This window comes from Agromyces sp. Y558 (assembly GCF_059445415.1).
This window is the reverse complement of sequence record NZ_JCAIUH010000001.1, coordinates 1,849,027-1,864,349: the sequence shown is the minus strand read 5'-3', so window position 1 is coordinate 1,864,349 and position 15,323 is coordinate 1,849,027. Positions and strand designations below refer to the sequence as shown.

The window sequence follows — 15,323 nt, the reverse complement described above, 5'->3', positions numbered from 1 at the left end:
GCTGGGTCGGCCGTCGTCTCAATCGACTCGAGGATCGATGTTCTGATTGATCCGGAAGAGATTGTGCGGGTCGTAGCGCCGTTTGAGCTCGACGAGCCGGTCGTAGTTTCCTCGGTACGCTGCACGCACGCGCTCCTGCCCTTCGTCCATCATCATGTTGACGTACCCCCCGCCGACCGAGGTGGGGTGGAGATCCGCCCAGTAGCGCTGGGCCCAGTCCGTCACGGTGGCAAGATTGGCGGGATCAGGGTCGATGCCGGCGATCACCCCGTTCCACCCGCCGCTGCGGAATGCGAATGCGGTGGCGTCCACCGGCACCCGGGCCGCCGCCCCGCTGATCGGGTAGAGGTGCATCGTCGACGACGGCGTGGGGATGGTCTCGCCGTACGCCCGATGCATGTCGATGGCCTCATCCGTGATCTCCTCGAAGACGTCAGCCTTCCAGTACCACTGCAGTCCAGCCGGCAGCAGGCCGTCGAACGCGCTCTGGAGCGTCGGGTACGGCATCGGTTGAACGCCCACCAGCAGGGGTGAACCGAACTCCCGCAGCTGGGCCAACAGGTCTTCGGCTCCGTCGTCGTGCGGCCCGGAATAGCACCACACGATCCCGCAGACCTTCCGGCCCCACAGCTCCTCGGGGAACGGCGCCGCCGATGGGACCTCCAGCACGCCGATCCAGCCGTTGAGATCGTCCGGCAGGGCGGGGAGCAGATCCCGGTACCACCGGAACACCTCCTCGGCGTCGGCGATGTCATAGAGCACTGGGCCACCGATGATCACTCCGTCCTCGCCGACGGGGTGGCACCGGAACGTGAACGATGTGGCCACACCGAAATTGCCGCCACCGCCACGCAGCCCCCAGAACAGATCCGCATGGTCGTCTTCGCTCGCGGTGACGAACCCGCCGTCGGCGAGCACCACATCGACGGAGCGCAGGTTGTCGATGGTGAGCCCGAAGTGTCGGGTGAGATAGCCCGTGCCGCCGCCGAGGGTCAGCCCCGCGACGCCTGTCGTGGAGACGAAGCCCGACGGTGTTGCCAGCCCGAACGCGCCGGTCGCATGGTCCACGTCACCCCAGGTGCAGCCGGCATCGACTCGCACCGTTCGTGCCGCAGGGTCGACGTTGGTCGACTTCAACCCCGAGAAGTCGATCACCAGGGCGTCGTCCCAGACCGCGAACCCGGCGCCGTGGTGGCCGCCACCGCGCACGGCGAGTGGGATCCGGTGTTCGCGTGCGACGTCCACACACGCGATCACGTCTCCGATATCGGCGACCCGAACGACGGCCAACGGGCGGCGATCGATCGCGCCGTTGTAGACCGCTCTGGCATCGTCGAATCCGGGGTCGGTGCGCTCGACGAGCGTGCCCCGCAACCGTTCGCGCAGGCTCTCGAGTCCAGTCGTCACGCCGATTTTCACTGTGCTCATCTTCCGGTTCCTTCCGGGCACATCACCCTTGTGGGAGAATTGGACTTTCACACTAGGAGCGTCGGTCCACGGATCGGAACGCCCGCAGCGCCGGACTTCTTGCCCGTTCGTCCGGCGGCAACATCGATCGTGGCCGTGAGTCCGGCCGCGTTGCCTGAACGTCCGGAGGCACCGCATGGATGTCCTGTCCGACGTCCTCCTCGCCGTACGCCTCAGTGGGGCCGTCTTCTTCGACATCGACGCACGATCGCCGTTCGTGTTGCAGAGCCCACCGACTGAGGCGATCGCAGCGAAGATCGCGGTGGACTCCGAGCACATCATCGCCTTCCACGTGCTGACGTCCGGCTCCTGCTGGGTGGAAGCAGTCGACGAGCCCGAGCCGGCCGTGTTGCTGCAGGCGGGCGACATGGTGATCTTTCCCGCTGGCGAAGCGAACATCCTCGCGTCAGCGCCAGGGATGCGGGGACAGCCCGACCTCCCGCTCTACTATCGTCCGGTGTCCGAAGCGCTGCCGTTCGTCATCAACCTCAACGGCGACAGCACGGTCGACCGGTGCCGGATCGTGTGCGGCTACCTGGCATGCGACGAACGGCCGTTCAACCCGTTGCTCGAATCACTCCCGCGGATGGTCCATGCGCCCGTGTCCGAGCGGAGCTGGCGATGGATGACCGGCCTGTTGGACGCCGCCATCGAGGCCAGCGCCGGGCGCGACGCAGGGCAGGAGGCGATGCTGGCCAAACTGTCGGAACTGATGTTCGTGGAAGCACTCCGAGCACACATCGGCGGGCTGCCACGAGAGGCGCGCAGCTGGGTGGCCGGACTCCGTGACCCCGAGGTCGGCGCATCACTCCGCCTCATCCACGGCCGGTTCGCCGAGCCCTGGAGCCTGGAGCGACTGGCAGGCGAGATCAGGATGTCACGCTCAGTATTCGCTGAACGGTTCACCTCGTTCGTGGGCGTACCCCCGATGACCTACCTTGCCCGGTGGCGGCTGCAGGTCGCCGCCGGCCTGCTGACGGGCGGCTCCCTCAATGTGTCCCAGGTGGCGGCCGCCGTCGGCTACCAGTCCGAGTCCGCGTTCAACCGGGCCTTCAAGCGACAGGTCGGCCGGGCTCCGGGCATCTGGCGGCGCGGGGGCTCAGTACCCGTGACGAGAGATCGACGGGAGCCGGGATGACGATGCCGTGACGCTACGCGGACCCGAGAGTTCGATCCGGTGAGGGATCGTCTACTGCTCGGCCGGGTGCATCAACGGCGGGTCAGAACCGGGGCTGTGTGAGCAGGTGCCAGACGAGCGCCACTCCGGCCACCTCGCACCCCATGCCGCCCCTCGTCCGTGAGCACCAGCGCCGGTCGTTCGTTGGCGTGGTTCATGCGGTCGGTTCGCTGTCGGCTGCCGGAAGGTAAGCGGTGATATCGATCGAGGTGTGTGGTGGCATGCTGATCGCGGTCGGATCAACGCGCGGCATCTCGCGGTCGGGCAAGGCAGCGTCGTACGGGTTCACGTCGTCTCATCTCAGGTCGCTGGCGGTCGGGATACGGGTAACGTACGTCGGGTCAGTCGGCGCGTCGATACGACCTTCGCGACATTCCGCCTGCCCGAACGCGAGAGCGGATCGGACGGCTGCTCGCTCATGACCCCGGTGATTCGATCTCACCGAGCCGTGACGCCTTCCCCACGGCGTCGGTGCGAGAGCTCGCTCCGAGCTTGGTGAAGATGTTGGTGTTGTGGCGTTTGACCGTGCCGACTGAGATCGACAACGATCGACCGATCTGCTCGTTGGACATCCCTTGACCGATCAGCCTCATCACGTCCTTTTCGCGCAGAGACAGGATCGAGACGACGAGCTCTGGCCGGTGAGCGGCGTCGAAGACGTCGATCGCGGAATGGATCGCGTCGACCAACTCGCTGGCCGGAGCCGACTTGGATACGAACCCGGCCGCGCCGGCCGCCCGCAGGTGATTCGCGAGGACTCGGTCGCGGTGCATCGTGACGATGAGGATCCGCGTCTCCGGCGCCTCAGCTCGAACCCGGCTGATCGTCGACAGCACCGGAATGCCGGGCATTTCGACATCGAGCAGCAGCACGTCGGGTCGCGTAGCGATCGCCTGTTCGTACGCTTGATCGTGCGTGGCAGCCTCACCGACCACCTGTACCCCATCGGCGGCGGAGAGCATCGCCCGCAGCCCTTCCCGGAAGAGCTCGTGGTCATCCGCGATGACCACGGTCACGGATGCCGCGCCCGTCACGTCGCAGCTCTCGCCACGAACGGCAACGTCAATCGGATGCCCGCAGCACCTGGAGCGTTGAGGAACTCAACCGTCGCTCCGATCACCCCGGCTCGCTCCGCCATTCCACGCAGGCCGAGTGAGGTCGGCCCGCGAGTGGCATCGTCGTAGCCGAGTCCGTCGTCGGTGACCGTGACCTGCAACTCGACCGGTGACCACGCCAGACGCGCCTGCACCGCGGTTGCCTGCTGTCCGTGCGAGCGAGCGTTACGGGTGGCCTCGGCGACGATCGTGAACAGCTCCTCACGGGCAAGGTCGCTCAGTGGCCTGACCGTGCCGACCTGCGTGACGTGGACGGGCAGCGTGCCACGCCCACCGGTCGCGTAGGCGTATTCCTCGAGGGCTTCAGCCAGTTCACCGTGCCCGACCTGTACTCGGAGGTCGACGGCGATGTCCTGAGTGTCCAAGAGCGCATCACGAAGGATCCCGATCGCCGTGGCGACCTCCTCATCCGGTCGACGCAGTTGGGCCGCCTCCAACCGCTGTACGCCTGCCGCAATGCCGTGGGCGATCCGATCGTGCAGCTCACGCGCGAGACGCAGCCGCGCTTCACGGTCCGATGACCGCAGCTGATCCCGAAGCACCTCCACGTAGGCGATGGCGCCGGGCGGGAACCGCCGCCAGATCGCATGATGCAACGCCCGGGCGACGTCCAGATCCCGGCGCTGACCCCCCGCTTCGGCGACCGCATCTGCAACGAGCGGCAACGCCACTCCGAACAGCACCTCTGCCGCCATCAGCGGCTCCGACGGATCGATGTCCAACGTGGCCGTCCGCTGCCCGTGCGCACTCAACACCTCAAGGTCGCTGTACTCGACCGCGACCGGCGGCGACTCGCCGCCGCCGCCCAACAGCGAGAAGGTCTCCGCAAGGATCGACTGGACCTGATACTCCAGCCCCCCATCGAGCACCTCGGCGGTCGCCAACACACTTCCTCGCTGCAGCAGCCGCGTATGCAACTCGGCGATCACCGCGCCGGAGACCTTGGGCACATCAATCCGCATACCGTTCCCCACTTGCCGTTCTCCGGCATTCGGCCATGGCCATTCCGCGCATGGCGCTCATCTGGACGGTACCCCGAAGCCGTCCATGGGTCGATACGACCTCCGGCACATCGCGTGCCCGAACGTTCGAGCACCCGATGAGGGAACCTCTACGAGCCGACGTCGTCGAACTCACGCCGCAGGTACTTCGGAGCCTGCACGCGCCACGCTTCCGTCATGAGCTCGGCGAGATGGTCTTCGTCGATGTCGGCCATGCGGAATGCGACCTTCGGCTCGCCCCAGCGGGTTGTGGTGCGAAGGAACACGTCGGGCGCCATTTCGACGAGGGCGAGCGCGTCCAGGCGCTCGGCGACCTTCACCCCGACGACGAGCTCGGCGGCGACTATCTTGCGTATGTCGGCGGGGATGCTCGGCCACGGATGGCACTCCCACGCGTACAGCTTGCCGCGAACGAACCACGCGGCGCCGCCCGTCGTCGCGCGCTCCTCGCTACCGAGCAGCGCGACGGCGGTGCGCCGCAGGTCGTCGAGGGTGGCCACGATGTGAGCCTACGCAGCACTTCCGACAGGAAGGCACGAGGTGTCGGTTGATTGATCCCCGCGCGGGTCGTAGCGCTCGCACAGCTCGGCGAAGTCGTCCCAGCGCGGGTGGTGCAGTGTCATCAACCGATCGGTTGATTCGTCGATCATCCGCTCACCCCGCGGCCATGGCCGCATGGGCGATGGCACCCTGCCCGCACCTCGCGAGACTCGAGACATGTCAATCATCGAAGTCTCCGAACTCACCAAGAGTTACGCCGGTCGCACCGTGCTCGACCGAGTCTCGTTCTCCGTCGAAGAGGGTGAGATCTTCGGCATCCTCGGCCCCAACGGCACCGGCAAGACCACGACGGTCGAGATCATCGAGGGCCTGCGCCGCGCCGACAGCGGCTCCGTTCGCGTGCTCGGATTGGACCCGGTCAGCGACGGCCGCGCCCTGCGTGAACTGGTCGGCGTGCAACTCCAGCACACCGCGATGCCCGACAACCTGAAGGTGTGGGAGGCCCTCGACCTCTACGCGTCGTTCTACTCGAATCCGCGCGATTGGCGAGAACTCCTCACCGAGTGGGGCCTTGCCGAACAGCGCAACGTGCGCTTCGCCAAACTCTCGGGCGGGCAGAAGCAGCGCCTCATCATCGCCCTGGCCCTCGTGGGCAACCCGCGCGTGGCATTCCTCGACGAGCTGACCACCGGGCTCGACCCGCATGCCCGCCGCGCGACGTGGCAGCTGATCAAGCAGATCCGCGACACCGGCGTGACCGTGGTGCTGGTCAGTCACTTCATGGACGAGGTCGAGGAGCTCTGCGATCGAGTCGCCGTCTTCAGCAACGGCACCATCGCCGCGATCGACTCGCCGGCCGGTCTGATCGACGGCGTCGGCGCCGAGCACCAGATGCGTTTCACCGTCGCGGCCGGCGGCGACGTCGATCCCGACCTCCTGTTCGAGCTGCTCCGAGCGGTACCCGGGGTGTCTGCGGTGCGCCGCGACGGCGGACAGGTGACCGTCGCGGGCACGGGCGACTTCGCCACGGCCGTCACCGGCGTGCTCGCCAGGAATCAGGCGGTGGTCTCCGAGCTGCGCATCGACAAGCGCACGCTCGACGACGCGTTCACCGCGCTGACCGGTCGCCCGCTCGGGCTGTGACCATGACCGGTACGCCCGCCGTACGATCCCGATTCGATTCACCAGGAGCCCCCCGAATGACTGCCACCGCCAAACTCACCGTCGTCGAGACGAAGCTGCTCGTGCGCGATCCGGGTTCGATGTTCAGCTTCCTCATCCCCGTGTTCATCCTCATCGTCTTCGGCAGCTCGACCGGGCCCGGCGACACCGTGCTGCTGCCCATGACACTGGCCATCTCCATCGGCCTCGTCGGCCTGTACCTCATGCCGACCGCACTCGCGAGCTATCGGGAGAAGGGCATCCTGCGCCGGCTCGCGACCACACCGGTGCGCCCGGGGAGCCTATTGGTCGTGCAGTTGCTGCTGCAGTTCATGCTGACGCTCGTCAGTTGCGGGGTGCTGCTCGCCGTCGCGGGAACCGTGCTGGGCGTGCAACTTCCGGCGAGCGTGCTCGGCTTCGGCGTCGTGTTCCTGCTGGGCACGGCATCCGTCTTCGCAATCGGGCTGCTCATCGCCGCTCTCGCACCGAGCGGCCGCGCGGCGAACGGCATCGGGGTGCTGCTCTACTTCCCGATGGCCTTCCTCGCGGGGCTGATGCAGCCCGTCGGGCAGATGCCCGCTATCGTGGTGAAGATCGGGGAGTTCACCCCGTTGGGTGCGTTCCGGCAGTCGCTCCAAGACGTCTGGAACGGGGGCGCTCCCGATCCGCTGCTGATGGGCGTCATGGCCGTGTACGCAGTCGTCGTCAGCCTCGCGGCGGCGAAGTTCTTCCGCTGGGAGTGATCATGACGGCAGCGACGCCCGAGCAGCTCGAGCGGCACGAACGGCAGCTCGAGCGGCTCATCGCCGCGGTGCCCTATGTGTTGCTCCTGATCTCGACGACCCTCTCGGTGCTCACCGGACCGCAGGACTGGGGCGACCGTTTCGCCGCACTCGGTCTCGCCGTCGCGGCAGCAACATGGATGTGGGTGATGAGCGTCCGCCGCACCCCCGGGCCGACGTACGTCATCGGACTCATCGTGCTGATCGCGCTGCTCAGCCTCCAGGACACGTGGTTCGCGAGCTTCTTCGCGTTCACCGGGTACCTGCACTCCTGGCACTACCTGCGCGGCAACTGGCGCTTCGTCGGGGTGACCGTCACCGCGGCGATCAGCATCACGGCCTATATGGGCGGATTCCCGGAACCGACACCACCGGCCATCCTGACCTACCTGTTCTTCATCGCCGCGATCGTGGCGCTCGTGGGGGTGTTCAGCTTCCTGGGCGATGTCACGAACGAACGCAGCGCCGAGCGGAAGCGCATGGTGGCCCAGCTCGAGGAGTCGATCCAGGAGAATGCCGGGTTGCACGCCCAGCTCTTGGCGCAGGCCCATGAAGCCGGCACTCTCGACGAGCGGCAGCGGATGGCACGGGAGATCCACGACACCCTCGCCCAGGGTCTCGCGGGCATCGTCACGCAGCTCCAGGCAGCCGTCCGGGCCAGCGAATCGGGCGCGCCCGGGGTGTGGCGCGGCCACGTCGACAACGCCACGCGGCTGGCCAGGGAGAGCCTCGACGAGGCGCGCCGATCGGTCGCAGCGATCGCACCGGGGTACCTGGAGTCGGCGGACCTGCCGGAGGCCATCTCGACCGTCGCCGCCGACTGGGCCGATCTCAACGGAGTGCGGGTCGAGGTCTCGACCACGGGCACCGCGCGCCCGCTCCATCCCGAGGTCGAGGTGACCCTGCTCCGGATCGCGCAGGAGGCGCTGTCGAACGTCGCCAAGCACGCCGGCGCGAACCGTGTCGGGCTCACCCTGTCGTACATGGACGACCTGATCACACTCGACGTACGCGATGACGGCGGCGGCTTCGAACCGGTGCGCGCCAGCGACGGCGGAGGCTACGGCCTGACATCGATGCACCAGCGTGCGAATCGCCTCGCGGGCACCGTCGAGATCGAGTCCGAGCCCGGTGCCGGCACCGCGATCTCGGCCAGCATCCCGGCCCTGCCGAGGGTTCCAGCCAGTTCAGAGGAGAACCCCGGTGATTGAGCGCCCCATTCGACTACTGATCGCCGACGACCACCCCATCGTCAGGGACGGCCTTCGTGGCACGTTCACCGGCGATCACAGATTCGAAGTCCTCGCCGAGGCGTCCGACGGCGCGCAGGCCGTCGAACTCGCTCGCACCCTCGAGCCCGATGTGATCCTGATGGACTTGCGCATGCCGCGCATGGACGGCGTCAGCGCCATCCGCCGAATCGGTGAGCTCGGCCTCGCAGCACGCGTGCTCGTGCTCACCACGTACGACACCGACAGCGATGTGCTGCCCGCGATCGAGGCGGGCGCCACCGGGTACCTGCTGAAGGATGCTCCGAGCGACGACCTCCTGCGCGCCGTCCAGTCGGCCGCACGCGGCGAGGCGGTTCTGTCGCCCTCGGTGGCTACTCGGTTGATGGGCCGCGTGCGGGCACCGGAGTCGCCGCTGAGCGAACGAGAACTCGAGGTGCTCCGACTGATCGCTGCCGGGATGACCAACCGAGAGGCCGCGAATCGCCTGTTCATCAGCGAAGCGACGGTGAAGACGCACGTGCTGCACGTCTACACCAAGCTCGGCGTCAACGATCGCGCCGCCGCGGTCGCGACCGGATTCCAGCGCGGCCTGCTCACCTGACGCGTCGGCTCGAGCGCCGCCTCGATGATCGGCAGGAGGGCCAGGACCACGGCCTCGACCGGTCGCCAGATGAAGTGGATGCCCACCGCACCGAGTGCCGAGTGCCGACACGAAGCGCACTCTCGACGCCCGGAATCGTCAGTGCGACGCGTCAGAACGCGGTGAACGTCACCCTGCCGCACGCGTGCGCCGCTCGCCCCACGCGATGCGCTCGCGCTCGAGCGGGTAGGCGAGAGCGGCCCAGAGCAGCAGCGCCACCCCGGCACCGGCGATCGCTCCCCCGATGGTGTCGGTCACCCAGTGCGCGCCGAGATAGGTACGGCTCAGCGCCATCAGCACGGTGTAGACCGCGCCGAGCACCCACACCCAGACTCGCGGCACGATGATGCCCATGACGACCGCGATCGTCGCGGCGTTCGCGACATGCCCTGAGGGGAATGAACCGAAGTCCGACGAGACGATCATGTCTTCGGGCCTGGCCCTGCCGAACAGGTGCTTCAACAACTGCACGACGCCTGCGCTCGCCGCCGACGCGACGATGAAGAACAGCGCCGCCCACGGACGCCGCACGAGCAACAGCAGCAGCGCAGCGCCGATCGGCACGACGAAGACGCCGATGACGCCGCCGCCGAGGGCGTTCATGCCGTATGCGATCCAGTCGCCGACCGGGCCGCGGAGGCTCAGAACCTCCTCGGCCCACTCCTCATCGATGGCGAACTGCAGCGCGCCCGAGCGGGCCGTGAGCAGCAGCCCGAGGAGTGCGGCGATGAGCAGCGCGGCACCGCCCGCGATGAGCGGAACGCGACGAGCGACCCGCTTCGCCCGGGACTTCTCGACGGCCTCGTCAGTCATCCCCCCACGCTAGCGGCGGGGCCGCAGCATCCGCATCATCCCGCCCTGCCGTGTCAGCCCGCCCTGCCGTGTCAGCCCGCCCTGCCCTGTCACCCCACCGAGCTGTGTGCAATTCAGGTACGCACACGGCGAGGCGGCGCGCAGGGCACGGCGAGTGGATGTCTCGTGGCCGGCCACGAGGCATCCGAAGTCCGTCAATCGCCGAGCGGCGGCACCGTCTTCGGGCGCACGAGCCCCCAGAGCGCGGCGATCGCCACGACGGCAGCGAGCGTCATCACGAACGCCATGGGCACGGCACTGCCGACGCCCAGGAGGCCGATGAGCGGCGAGATGACGCCCGCCAGGCCGAAGTTCAACGCTCCGAGCAGCGACGCCGCAGTGCCGGCCTCCGCTCCGTGGTGCGCGAGGGCGAGCACCTGCACGGCCGGGAAGGAGAACCCGCACGCGAGGATGTAGAACCACAGCGGGATCGCCGTGCCCCAGAACCCCGACCCCGAACTGTCGAGCACCATGATCGTGATCGCCATCGCGAGGTGCACGATCGTGGCGGCGGCGAGGATCCACTGCGGCTGCACCGGCCCCCGCATGAGGCGGGAGCTCGTCTGCACGCCGATGATCACGCCGACCGAGTTGACGGCGAAGAGCAGGCCGTACTCCTGCGCGTTGAACGCGTAGACCTCTTGGAACAGGAACGACGAGGTCGAGAGATAACCGAACAGCCCGGTGAAGGTCATGCCACCGATCAGCGCCGCACCCAGGTAGACGCGGTCGCGGAAGAGCACGGCGTACCGGTCACGCAGCGTCGAGTGGCCCGCGACGTGACGGCGCGATGGGGGCAGCGTCTCGACGATGAAGAACCCGACCGCGGCGACGACGGCGGCACCGTAGATCGCGAGCACCACGAAGATGCCGCGCCAGTCCATGACCTGCAGCAGCTGGGAGCCGATGACCGGCGCGATCACCGGCGCAAGTCCGTTCACGAGCGCGAGGCGCGAGAGCATGCGCACGAGCGGCTTGCCGCCGAAGAGGTCGCGCACCATGGCCATCGCCACGACACCGCCGGCTGCGGCGCCGAAGCCCTGCAGCAGGCGGAAGACCGAGAGCCAGACGATGTCGGGCGCGAAGACAACCGCGACGGATGCCGCGATGTGCAACGCCGTGGCGAGGATGAGCGGTAACCGGCGACCGACCTTGTCGCTCCACGGGCCGACGATGAGCTGGCCGAGGCCGAACCCGACCATGGTGCCGGTCAGCGTGAGCTGCACGGCCGCGGCGGAGACGCCGAGTTCGTCTTGCAGCACCGGGAAGGCCGGGAGGTAGAGGTCGATGGTGAACGGTCCGAGCGCGGTGAGCGCGCCGAGCACGAGCACGTAGACGAGTCGCTGGCGGCCGGTGAGGCGCTCGCCCGGGTGCGCAGGACGGTTGTAATCGTCGGGTCTGATGATGGGAATGGAGGAGGTTGAGGACATGCGTGTTCCTGTGCGTGCTCGAGCGTGAACGGAAGACGGCGCGCGCCCTCGGGCGCCAGAGATGACGGACGACGGCGCCTCGGGGCACCGTCATGCGTGGGATTCGGGGCGGCCGGCACCGCCTCGAATCGATTCGACTGAGTCCAGTGTACCCGTTCATGCGGCACCCGACGCAATGCCTCAGCAGCTCCCCCTTGCAGCAATTCAGGAGCGGAGGTGTGTCGCGCCCGGCAGGCCCGGCGTGTCGCGGCGACGCGCCGCGTGCACTCCTGAATTGCTGCAAGGGGCGGGTCGGTGGGTGGTCGGTGGTGGGTGGTGGGTGGTGGGTGGCGGTGTGAATGTGGAGGAGGCGGGGGCGGGGTCAGCCGTGGGCCAGCGGGTCCGCGAGCAGTGCGGAGAAGGCGGCCTCGGCCGCACCGATCATGAGACGATCCTCGCCGAGGGCGGCGACACGGATCGCGAGCTGCTCGGTCGCGGCTGGCATCGCCTGCTCGACGACCTCGGCCTCGAGCGCGCCCGGGTCGCTGCCGGCCACGGTGGCGAGAAAGCCGCCGAGCACCACGAGCGAGGGGTTCAGGGCATTCACCGCATTCACGAGCGCAGTCGCGAGGATGCGCCGCTGACGGGCGAGTTCACCCGCGACCTCTGCCTGATCGGACCCCGCAAGGGCCGCCGCGAGCGTCGGTTCGTCGGCACTCACGAGCCCGACCACCTCGAGCAGCCGTGCACGACTCACCTCGTCTTCGAGCACTCCGCCCGCAGCACGCCGGTCGGCCGAGTCGGCGATGCCCGGCCGGTTCTGCCCGAATTCGCCCGCGTAGCCGCCGGCGCCGCCCACCAGCCGTCCGTCGAGCACGATGCCGCCGCCGATGCCGCTCGCGCCGCCGTTCAGGTACACGAGATCGTCGACGTCGCGGCCGGCGCCGAAAAGGTGCTCGGCGATCGCGCCGAGACTCGCGTCATTGCCGGCGGTGACGGGCAAGCCCGTCGCCTGCTCGACGAGCGTGCGGATCGGGGCATCCGCCCAGCCCAGGTGCGGCGCGAGACGCACCATGCCATCGGAGGCCCGAACGAGGCCGGGCACGGCGAGCCCGACGGCGACGACGCGCGCGGAACGCAGTGCGCCCGCCCGCCAACGCTCGAGCGTCTCGGCCGCGATCGCCGCGACCTCATCGGGCCCGACGAGATGGTCGACCTCGAGCCGCTCGCGCACCTGCACCGCACCGTCGAGTCCGACGGCGGCGACGGTCACCGCGTCGACCTCGGGGTTCAGCGCGAGGGCGAGCACCCTCGGGTCGGCCGCGATGACCGGCGAGGGACGGCCCACCCTGTTGGTCGGGTCGGGAGCGCGCTCGACGGCGAGACCGAGGTCGACGAGCTCGCCGGCGAGCGTCGCGACCGTCGAGCGGTTCAGCCCGGTCAGCGCCGTCAGCCGGGCCCGTGAGAGCGGCCCTTCGAGGTGCACGAGTCCCAGGAGTTTCGAGAGGTTACGGCGGTGAACACCATCAAGAGTGCCGTCTCGTTCTGCCACGCGATAACTCTAAGGGGAGCCTCGGATTCGCTCCCGTTCGGCGCGCCGGATTTGTTGCGGTTGACGGCATATCCGATTGCCGCGTATATTCAAGGCGTCCAGATCACTTTCGACGCAGTCGTCGAAACTTTCGAGAGGTTCAATGATGAACAGACGCAGCACTACACGGCTCGTCACGCTCGCAGCAGCAGCGGGCCTCGCCGTCGCCTCGCTCACTGCCTGTTCCGCGGGCGGCGACGACGGCGGTGACGGTGACGTCACCCTCACGTGGTGGCACAACGCCACAGCCGGTCCGCTGCCCGCGGTCTGGAAGGAGGTCGCCGCTGAGTTCGAGGAGGCCCATCCCGGGGTCACCGTCGAGCAGACCGGCTACCAGAACGAAGAGCTCCAGCGCACTTTGATCCCGAACGCCCTCGCCGCCGGCGACCCGCCCGACCTCTTCCAGGTCTGGCCCGGTGGCGAGCTGCGCGATCAGGTCTCCAACGACTACCTCATGCCGCTCGACGAGGCCATCCCCGACACCGTCGAAAGCGTGGGGGCCACCGTCAACCCCTGGCAGGTCGACGGCAAGACCTACGGCATCCCGTTCACCTTCGGCATCGAGGGCTTCTGGTACAACACCGACCTCTTCGAGCAGGCCGGCATCGACGAGACGCCGACGACTCTCGACGACCTCGTCGACGCGGCGGGCAAGCTGCGCGAGGCGGGCATCACCCCGATCGCGGTCGGCGCAGGCGACAAGTGGCCGGCCGCGCACTGGTGGTACCAGTTCGCGCTGCACTCGTGCTCCCCCGAGGTGCTGCAGGCATCAGAGACCGAGCTCGACTTCAGCGACGACTGCTGGGTCGAGGCGGGCGAGCAGCTCCAGGCGTTCCTCGGCATCGAGCCGTTCCAAGAGGGCTTCCTCGGCACCCCCGCCCAGACCGGCGCCGGCAGCTCGGCCGGCCTCATGGCGAACGGCCAGGCTGCGATGGAACTCATGGGCCACTGGAACGCCGGCCAGATCGGCAGCCTGACGGCCGATGGGGAGGTGCCGGCCTTCCTCGGATGGTTCCCGTTCCCCGGCATCGACGGCGCGGCCGGCGACCCGACCGCCTCGCTCGGCGGCGGCGACGGCTTCGCCTGCGCGGCTGAGGCGCCGCCGGAGTGCGCCGAGCTCCTCGAATACATCATGAGCGAAGACGTGCAGGCGCGCTTCGCGGCAAGCGGCTCGGGCATCCCCACCGTGCCGAGCGCGGTCGCATCGCTCGAGGACCCGAACCTGAAGGCCGTGGCCGAAGGCCTCGCAGCATCGTCGTTCGTGCAGATCTGGTTCGACACCGCATTCGGCACGACTGTCGGCAACGCCATGAACGAGGGCATCGTGAACCTCTTCGGCGGCGCCGGTACCTCCGAAGACATCGTGAAGAAGATGCAGGACGCGGCGGCGACGCTCTGACCATGACCAGTGTCATCGAATCGGTCGGGTCCGCGGTTTCCGCGGGCCCGGCCCCCACCCGTCACTCCCGCCCCCGGGCAGGCAAGACGCGCAAGCGGGTCGAGATCGTGCTGTTCGTCGGCCCGGCCCTGATCCTCTTCCTCGGCTTCGTGATCCTGCCCGTGCTCCTCGCGGGCGTCTACAGCTTCTACAACCTGCCGCAGGCGTTCCAGTGGGACGACCTCGCCGACCCCGAACGCTTCGTCGGCTTCGACAACTACACGCGAGCGCTCGGCGACCCCGCATTCGTCCGCTCCGTCGGCAACAACTTCCTGATCCTCGGGCTGTCGCTGGTGATCCAGGGACCGCTCGCGATCGGCATCGCGCTGCTCCTCAACCGCAAGCTGCGCGGCCGTGGCCCGCTGCGGCTGCTCATCTTCGTGCCCTACGTGCTCGCCGAGGTCATCGCCGGCCTCGCCTGGAAGCTGCTGTTGCAGCCGCAGGGCGGAGTGAACACCATGCTCGAGGCCGTCGGCCTCGGCTCGCTCCAGCAGAACTGGCTCGCTGATCCGAACATCGCCCTGTGGACGATGTTCGCGATCCTCACCTGGAAGTACGTCGGCTTCGCCATCCTGCTCATGCTCGCCGGCCTGCAGGGAGTGCCCGAAGAGCTCGCCGAGGCCGCGGCGATCGACGGCGCCAGCTGGTGGCAGATCCAGCGGCACATCACCATCCCCCTGCTCGGTCCGACCATTCGGATCTGGGCCTTCCTGTCGATCATCGGAGCATTGCAGCTCTTCGACATGGTCTGGGTCACCACTCGCGGCGGCCCCCTCAATGCGACCTCGACGATGGCCACCTACATGGTCGAGAAGGGCCAGTTCGGCGGCCAACCCGGGTTCGGCAGCGCAGTCGCCGTCATCCTGTTCCTCATCTCACTGGTCGTCGCACTCGTCTACCAGCGTTTCGCCCTCCGCCGCGATCTCGCCGGCTCCATCACGAGAGGAGTGAACTGAT

General features: G+C 68.3%; 15 protein-coding genes. 7 read left to right on the top strand and 8 right to left on the bottom strand.

Annotated elements, in window-relative coordinates; all coding sequences use genetic code 11:
• Positions 1 to 18 precede the first annotated feature (18 nt).
• Positions 19 to 1,428 (bottom strand): FAD-binding oxidoreductase, encoded by a 1,410-nt coding sequence (locus AC1C2T_RS08790; RefSeq protein WP_495385012.1) that lies wholly within the window; start codon positions 1,426 to 1,428, stop codon positions 19 to 21.
• A gap of 175 nt (positions 1,429 to 1,603) precedes the next feature.
• Between AC1C2T_RS08790 and AC1C2T_RS08785 the strand changes: the two genes are divergently transcribed.
• Positions 1,604 to 2,605, top strand: a complete 1,002-nt coding sequence (locus AC1C2T_RS08785) for an AraC family transcriptional regulator (protein ID WP_495385011.1) — start codon at positions 1,604 to 1,606, stop codon at positions 2,603 to 2,605.
• A gap of 193 nt (positions 2,606 to 2,798) precedes the next feature.
• On the opposite strand, the gene AC1C2T_RS08780 is transcribed toward AC1C2T_RS08785, so the two are convergent.
• The 4 genes from AC1C2T_RS08780 to AC1C2T_RS08765 form a co-directional block, all read right to left on the bottom strand.
• Positions 2,799 to 2,933, bottom strand: coding sequence for a hypothetical protein (locus tag AC1C2T_RS08780; RefSeq protein WP_495362185.1), 135 nt, complete (start codon positions 2,931 to 2,933; stop codon positions 2,799 to 2,801).
• 127 nt (positions 2,934 to 3,060) lie between these two features.
• Positions 3,061 to 3,678 carry a response regulator transcription factor gene (locus AC1C2T_RS08775; protein WP_495362184.1) on the bottom strand — a complete coding sequence of 206 codons (618 nt, stop codon included), beginning with the start codon at positions 3,676 to 3,678 and terminating at the stop codon, positions 3,061 to 3,063.
• Positions 3,675 to 4,721, bottom strand: coding sequence for a sensor histidine kinase (locus tag AC1C2T_RS08770; protein WP_495385010.1), 1,047 nt, complete (start codon positions 4,719 to 4,721; stop codon positions 3,675 to 3,677). Before AC1C2T_RS08770 ends, AC1C2T_RS08775 begins: the two co-directional genes overlap by 4 nt.
• Before the next feature lie 149 nt (positions 4,722 to 4,870).
• The gene (locus tag AC1C2T_RS08765) at positions 4,871 to 5,260 is read right to left on the bottom strand and encodes a hypothetical protein (RefSeq protein ID WP_495385009.1); all 390 of its coding nucleotides are present in this window, start codon (positions 5,258 to 5,260) and stop codon (positions 4,871 to 4,873) included.
• A 217-nt stretch (positions 5,261 to 5,477) separates the two neighbouring features.
• Between AC1C2T_RS08765 and AC1C2T_RS08760 the strand changes: the two genes are divergently transcribed.
• The 4 genes from AC1C2T_RS08760 to AC1C2T_RS08745 are packed head-to-tail and all read left to right on the top strand — an operon-like array spanning position 5,478 to position 9,037.
• On the top strand, positions 5,478 to 6,404 hold the full coding sequence (locus AC1C2T_RS08760) for an ABC transporter ATP-binding protein (protein ID WP_495385008.1): 927 nt from the start codon (positions 5,478 to 5,480) through the stop codon (positions 6,402 to 6,404).
• 56 nt (positions 6,405 to 6,460) lie between these two features.
• Positions 6,461 to 7,165, top strand: coding sequence for an ABC transporter permease (locus AC1C2T_RS08755; protein WP_495362180.1), 705 nt, complete (start codon positions 6,461 to 6,463; stop codon positions 7,163 to 7,165).
• Positions 7,166 to 7,167: 2 nt separating this feature from the next.
• Entirely contained in the window at positions 7,168 to 8,415 is a 1,248-nt protein-coding gene (locus tag AC1C2T_RS08750; RefSeq protein WP_495362179.1) for a sensor histidine kinase, read from the top strand.
• Positions 8,408 to 9,037 carry a response regulator gene (locus tag AC1C2T_RS08745; RefSeq protein WP_495362178.1) on the top strand — a complete coding sequence of 210 codons (630 nt, stop codon included), beginning with the start codon at positions 8,408 to 8,410 and terminating at the stop codon, positions 9,035 to 9,037. The genes AC1C2T_RS08750 and AC1C2T_RS08745 overlap by 8 nt, the downstream gene beginning before the upstream one ends.
• Positions 9,038 to 9,205: 168 nt before the next feature.
• Here AC1C2T_RS08745 and AC1C2T_RS08740 read toward each other — a convergent pair whose 3' ends face one another.
• From AC1C2T_RS08740 to AC1C2T_RS08730, 3 genes are all read right to left on the bottom strand, one after another.
• Positions 9,206 to 9,889 carry a phosphatase PAP2 family protein gene (locus AC1C2T_RS08740; protein WP_495385007.1) on the bottom strand — a complete coding sequence of 228 codons (684 nt, stop codon included), beginning with the start codon at positions 9,887 to 9,889 and terminating at the stop codon, positions 9,206 to 9,208.
• A gap of 194 nt (positions 9,890 to 10,083) precedes the next feature.
• Positions 10,084 to 11,358 carry a multidrug effflux MFS transporter gene (locus AC1C2T_RS08735; RefSeq protein ID WP_495362175.1) on the bottom strand — a complete coding sequence of 425 codons (1,275 nt, stop codon included), beginning with the start codon at positions 11,356 to 11,358 and terminating at the stop codon, positions 10,084 to 10,086.
• Positions 11,359 to 11,719: 361 nt separating this feature from the next.
• Positions 11,720 to 12,889: an ROK family transcriptional regulator gene (locus AC1C2T_RS08730; protein WP_495385006.1), complete on the bottom strand. Its 1,170-nt coding sequence runs from the start codon at positions 12,887 to 12,889 to the stop codon at positions 11,720 to 11,722.
• Between the two features lie 145 nt (positions 12,890 to 13,034).
• On the opposite strand from AC1C2T_RS08730, the gene AC1C2T_RS08725 reads away from it, so the two are divergent.
• Together AC1C2T_RS08725 and AC1C2T_RS08720 are read left to right on the top strand one after the other, a co-directional pair.
• Positions 13,035 to 14,327 (top strand): ABC transporter substrate-binding protein, encoded by a 1,293-nt coding sequence (locus AC1C2T_RS08725; RefSeq protein ID WP_495385005.1) that lies wholly within the window; start codon positions 13,035 to 13,037, stop codon positions 14,325 to 14,327.
• A 2-nt stretch (positions 14,328 to 14,329) separates the two neighbouring features.
• Positions 14,330 to 15,322, top strand: a complete 993-nt coding sequence (locus tag AC1C2T_RS08720) for a carbohydrate ABC transporter permease (protein WP_495385004.1) — start codon at positions 14,330 to 14,332, stop codon at positions 15,320 to 15,322.
• Position 15,323: the final 1 nt, after the last annotated feature.